The 4,848-nt window shown below is 76.1% G+C and carries 4 protein-coding genes; 2 read left to right on the top strand and 2 right to left on the bottom strand.

The window, feature by feature from the left end:
• Both xylB and xylA read right to left on the bottom strand, forming a co-directional pair.
• Positions 1 to 1,362: xylulokinase (gene xylB, locus N866_RS16390; RefSeq protein WP_052023169.1), on the bottom strand; the 1,362-nt coding region annotated here is incomplete at its 3' end.
• Between the two features lie 70 nt (positions 1,363 to 1,432).
• Positions 1,433 to 2,620 (bottom strand): xylose isomerase, encoded by a 1,188-nt coding sequence (gene xylA / locus N866_RS16385; RefSeq protein ID WP_034228370.1) that lies wholly within the window; start codon positions 2,618 to 2,620, stop codon positions 1,433 to 1,435.
• Between the two features lie 90 nt (positions 2,621 to 2,710).
• On the opposite strand from xylA, the gene N866_RS16380 reads away from it, so the two are divergent.
• Together N866_RS16380 and N866_RS16375 are read left to right on the top strand one after the other, a co-directional pair.
• A complete protein-coding gene (locus N866_RS16380) occupies positions 2,711 to 3,901 on the top strand; it encodes an ROK family transcriptional regulator (RefSeq protein WP_034228368.1) in 1,191 nt (396 codons plus the stop codon).
• A gap of 122 nt (positions 3,902 to 4,023) precedes the next feature.
• Positions 4,024 to 4,848, top strand: an 825-nt coding sequence (locus N866_RS16375) for a glycosyltransferase (protein WP_425393974.1), incomplete at its 3' end; no start/stop codon positions are given.

Here is a 4,848-nt window from a genome sequence, read left to right as displayed (position 1 = left end):
CGCCCAGCGCGGCGCCTCGGCGGCCGGGTCGTGCGTCGCGGCCAGGGTCCAGGCCGCCTGCCGCGCGGCCCCGTCGGCCACGTACTCGCCCGCCTCGGGGACCACGACGTCCATGCCGAGGACGGTCGGCGCGACGCGGCGCACCGCCTCCGAGCGCGCGCCACCACCGATGAGCAGGACGCGCTCGACGGCCACCCCCTGGGCGCGCAGGGCGTCCAGGCCGTCGGCCAGTGCGCAGAGCATGCCCTCGACCGCCGCCCGCGCGAGGTGCGCAGGGGTGGTGTTCGCGAGGCGCAGGCCGTGCAGCGCACCGGTCGCGTCGGGCCGGTTCGGGGTCCGCTCGCCCTCGAGGTACGGGACGAGCACGAGGCCGTCCGCGCCGGCGGGTGCCGACAGGGCGAGGGCGCTGAGGCCGGCGTGGTCGACGCCCAGCATCCGGGCGGCCGCGTCCAGGACCCGCGACGCGTTGAGCGTGCAGGCCAGCGGCAGGTAGGCACCCGAGGCGTCCGCGAAGCCGGTCACCAGGCCGGAGGCGTCCGTCGTCGGACGGTCGGCGACGGCGGAGACGACCCCCGAGGTGCCGATCGACAGCGCGACGTCCCCGGCGCGCATCCCCAGCGCCAGCGCCGCCCCCGCGTTGTCCCCGGCGCCGGGGCCCAGCAGGGCTCCGCCGGTCGCCGCATGACCGGCCACCGTGGCCGGTCCGAGCACCGTCGGCAGGACGACGTCGTCGCGCCCCAGGGCGAGGGCGAGCAGGTCGCGGCGGTAGTCCTCGGTCACGGGGGACCAGTACCCGGTCCCCGACGCGTCGGACCGGTCGGTCGTCAGCGCCGCCAGGTCGCCGGGCCGGCCGTCCGCGGGCCCGTGCCCGGCGAGCCGCCACGTGAGCCAGTCGTGGGGGAGGGCGACGGCGGCGACGCGCGCGGCGTTCTGCGGCTCCGCGTCGCGCAGCCACCGGAGCTTGGTGACGGTGAACGACGCGACCGGCACCGAGCCGACGGCCTGGGCCCAGCGCGCCGCCCCGAGGGCGACGTCGCCGCCGCCGAGCTCGGCCACGAGGTCCGCCGCCGCTCCCGCGGACCGGGTGTCGTTCCACAGCAGCGCGTCCCGGACGACCTCGCCGCGCTCGTCGAGGGCGACGAGACCGTGCTGCTGGCCGCCCACGGAGACGGCGGCGACGTCGTCGAGGCCGCCCGCCTCGGCGACCGCCTGCTGCAGCGCGTCCCACCAGTGGCGCGGGTCGACCTCGGTGCCGTCGGGGTGGGACGCCCGGCCGGAGCGCACCAGGGCGCCCGTCTCGGCGTCCCGGACGACGACCTTGCAGGACTGGGTGGACGAGTCCACCCCGGCGACGAGCGCCATCTGTGCCTCCTTGCGACGCGACGGGCGCCGGCGTCCCCTGGGGGAGCCGGCGCCCGTCGACCGGTGTGCGTCAGCGGGCGCCGAGCGCGTGCTCGAGCGCGAGCTGGTTGAGCCGGACGAAGCCGAAGCCGCGCTCGGCGACGGACTCGACGTCGAGGTCCTCGAACGCCGAGCGGTCGGCGAGCAGGTCCTCGATCGTCTCGCCCTCGGCGAGCGTGGGCTGCGCGAGGTCGAGCACGCCCGCGGACTCCAGCGCCTCCTGGACCTCCGGGTCGGCGCGGAACGCCAGGGCCCGCTCCTTGAGCAGGAGGTAGGTCGCCATGTTGGCCGCGGCGGAGTCCCACACGCCCTGCATGTCCTCGGTGCGCGAGGGCTTGTAGTCGAAGTGGATCGGGCCCGTGTACCGGGGGCCGCCGCTGGGGAAGCCGTTCTCCAGCAGGTCGACGGTCGCGAACGCCGAGAAGAGGTCGCCGTGGCCGAACACGAGGTCCTGGTCGTACTTGATGGACCGCTGGCCGTTGAGGTCGATGTGGAAGAGCTTGTCCGCCCACAGCGCCTGCGCGATGCCGGTGGTGAAGTTCAGCCCGGCCATCTGCTCGTGGCCGACCTCGGGGTTGAGCCCGACGATGTCACCGTTGTCGAGGCGGGCGATGAGCGCCAGCGCGTGCCCGACGGTCGGCAGCAGGATGTCGCCGCGCGGCTCGTTGGGCTTGGGCTCCAGCGCGATGCGCAGGTCGTAGCCCTTGCTCTTGATGTAGGCGGCGACGGAGTCGATGCCCTCGGCGTAGCGCTCGTGGGCGGCGTAGAGGTCCTTGGCGGCGTCGTACTCCGCACCCTCGCGCCCGCCCCACATGACGAACGTCTTCGCCCCCAGCTCCGCGGCCAGGTCGACGTTGCGCAGCACCTTGCGCAGGCCGTAGCGCCGCACGCGGCGGTCGTTCGAGGTGAACGCGCCGTCCTTGAAGATCGGGTGCGTGAAGGTGTTGGTCGTGACCATCTCGACCTCGATGCCGGTGTCCTTCAGGGCCTGGCGGAACCGGTCGAGGATGCGGTCGCGCTCGGCGTCGTCGGAGCCGAAGGGCACGACGTCGTCGTCGTGGAAGGTCACGTAGGCCGCACCCAGCTCGGCGAGGCGGTGGACGGACTCGACGGGGTCGAGGTCCGGCCGGGTGGCGTCGCCGAACTGGTCGCGGGCCGACCAGCCGACGGTCCACAGACCGAACGAGAACCTGTCCTGGGGGGTGGGGGTGCGGACCATGGGGACTCCTCGTCGAGAGCGGCGCCGCGCGATGGGGCGTCATTTGTTGTGCGGCTAAACTTATGCCCTCGGGACCGGTAGGGTCAAGCCATGAGCACCGCCGCCGTCGGGGGACCCGCGCGCCAGGAGAGCCTGCGCCACCGCAACCTCGGGCTCGTCCTGCGGCACGTCGTCGACGCCCCGCGGCCGGTCTCGAGGGCCGACGTCGCCGCGGCGACCGGACTCACCCGCGCGACCGTCTCCGCGCTCGTCGACCGGCTGGTGGAGGCCCGCCTCCTCGCCGAGCTCGCGCCCGTGGCCGCCCAGCGGGCCGGTCGCCCCGCGGTGCCGCTCGTGCCGTCGGGCGGTGTCGTCGGCGTGGGGCTCGAGGTCAACGTCGACTACCTCGGCGTCCGCGTCCTCGACCTCGCCGGCACGGTCCTGGCCGAGGAGGTCCGGCACGGCGACTTCCGGCGCAGCGACCCCGCGGACGTGCTGCGGGCCCTGGCGGCGCTCGAGCGCGACGTCGTCGGGCCGGTGCGCGCGGGCGGGGTCACCGTGGCCGGCTCGGCGCTCGCCCTGCCCGGCCTGGTCGACCGCATCACCGGGCCGCTGCGCGTCGCGCCGAACCTGGGCTGGCGGGACGTCGACGTGCTCGCCCTCCTCGCCGGGCACGAGGCGTCCGACGGCGTCCTGGCCCCCTGGCTCGGCAACGAGGCCAACCTCGCCGCCCGGGCCGAGGCCCGCGCCCGGCGGGAGACCGGGCCCTCGAGCTTCGTCTACGTGTCCGGCGAGGTCGGCATCGGCGCGGCGATCGTGCTGGACGGTGCCATCTTCCCCGGCCGCCACGGCTGGAGCGGCGAGATCGGCCACACCGTGGTCGACCTCGCGGGCGGCGTGACCCTGGAGTCCCTCGCCGGGCAGGACGCGATCCTCGCCCGTGCGGGCCTGCCGCGGGAGAGCCCGGTCCGCGCCCTGTGCGACGCGGCCGACGCCGGGGACGCCCAGGTGCTCGAGGCGCTCGCCGTGGCCGGCCGGGCGCTCGGCGTGGCCCTGGCGAACGTCGTCAACATCGTGGACGTCGAGGAGGTCGTCCTCGGCGGGACCCATGCCGTGCTCGCGGAGCACCTGCGTGCGCCGCTGGAGGACGCGCTCGCCCGGCACGTCATCGCAGCGCCCTGGGCCCCGGTCGAGGTCGTGGTCGCCCAGGCGGGGGCGTTCCCGGCCCTGACCGGCGCGGCGCTCGCCGTGCTCCAGGCGGTCGTGGACGACCCGGTCGCCTCCGGCGTCGCCGTCGGCTGAGACGCCCGGCTCCGTCCTCGCGGCGACCGGGCAGAATCTGCCAGGCCCCGGGAATGCCCCGACCGCCGTCGGTGGTTGCCGTGGGACGTGCCCGCCCGAGGCGCCCCCGGAGGAGGAGTGCTGTGAGCCTGGACCAGCCGCGCGTCGCGATGCTGTCCGTGCACACCTCGCCCCTGGACCAGCCCGGGACCGGCGACGCCGGCGGGATGAACGTCTACATCACCGACCTGGCGCAGGCGCTCGCGCGCCGCGGCGCGCAGGTCGAGATCTTCACGCGTGGGACGAGCTCGCGGCAGCCCGAGACCGTCCCGATGGCCGACGGCGTCCTCGTCCGGCACGTGCCGGCCGGGCCCTACGAGGGCCTGGACAAGAACGAGCTGCCCGGTCAGCTCTGCGCCTTCGCGGCGGGGGTCCTGCGGGTGGAGGCCGCCCGCCGGCCCGGCTGGTACGACGCCGTGCACTCGCACTACTGGCTGTCGGGCCAGGTCGGCTGGCTCGCCGCCGAGCGCTGGGACGTGCCGCTCGTCCACACCATGCACACCCTCGCGAAGGTCAAGAACGCGGCGCTGGCGCCGGGGGACCGCCCGGAGCCGCGCGGCCGCATCCTCGGCGAGGAGCAGGTCGTCGCCGCGGCGGACGGCCTGGTCGCCAGCACGGCGGAGGAGGCGGCGGACCTGGTGCGCCTCTACGACGCCGACCCGGCGGCGGTGCACGTCGTCGCGCCCGGCGTCGACCTCGAGCTCTTCCACCCCGACCTCGGCGAGCGCGAGCCCGGTGGCCCGGCCCGTCTGCTCACCCCCCGGGACCTCGACGCGGCGCGCGCGCGGGCGCGGCGCGCGCTCGGTCTCCCGGCCGACGACGACGTCGTGCTGTTCGCCGGGCGCGTGCAGCCGCTCAAGGCCCCCGACGTCCTCGTCCGCGCCCTCGGCGAGCTGCGCGCCCGCGGC

Origin of the sequence: Actinotalea ferrariae CF5-4 (genome assembly GCF_000603945.1) — a bacterium.
GTDB lineage: Bacteria > Actinomycetota > Actinomycetes > Actinomycetales > Cellulomonadaceae > Actinotalea > Actinotalea ferrariae.
Note: the sequence above shows the minus strand (reverse complement) of the source record. Positions and strands in the feature narration are given on the sequence as shown.

Bases quoted from the DNA above. Each gene is read 5' to 3' on its own strand.
- N866_RS16380 (WP_034228368.1), top strand. From the start codon at position 2,711: ATGAGCACCGCCGCCGTCGGGGGACCCGCGCGCCAGGAGAGCCTGCGC.
- xylA (WP_034228370.1), bottom strand. From the start codon at position 2,620: ATGGTCCGCACCCCCACCCCCCAGGACAGGTTCTCGTTCGGTCTGTGG.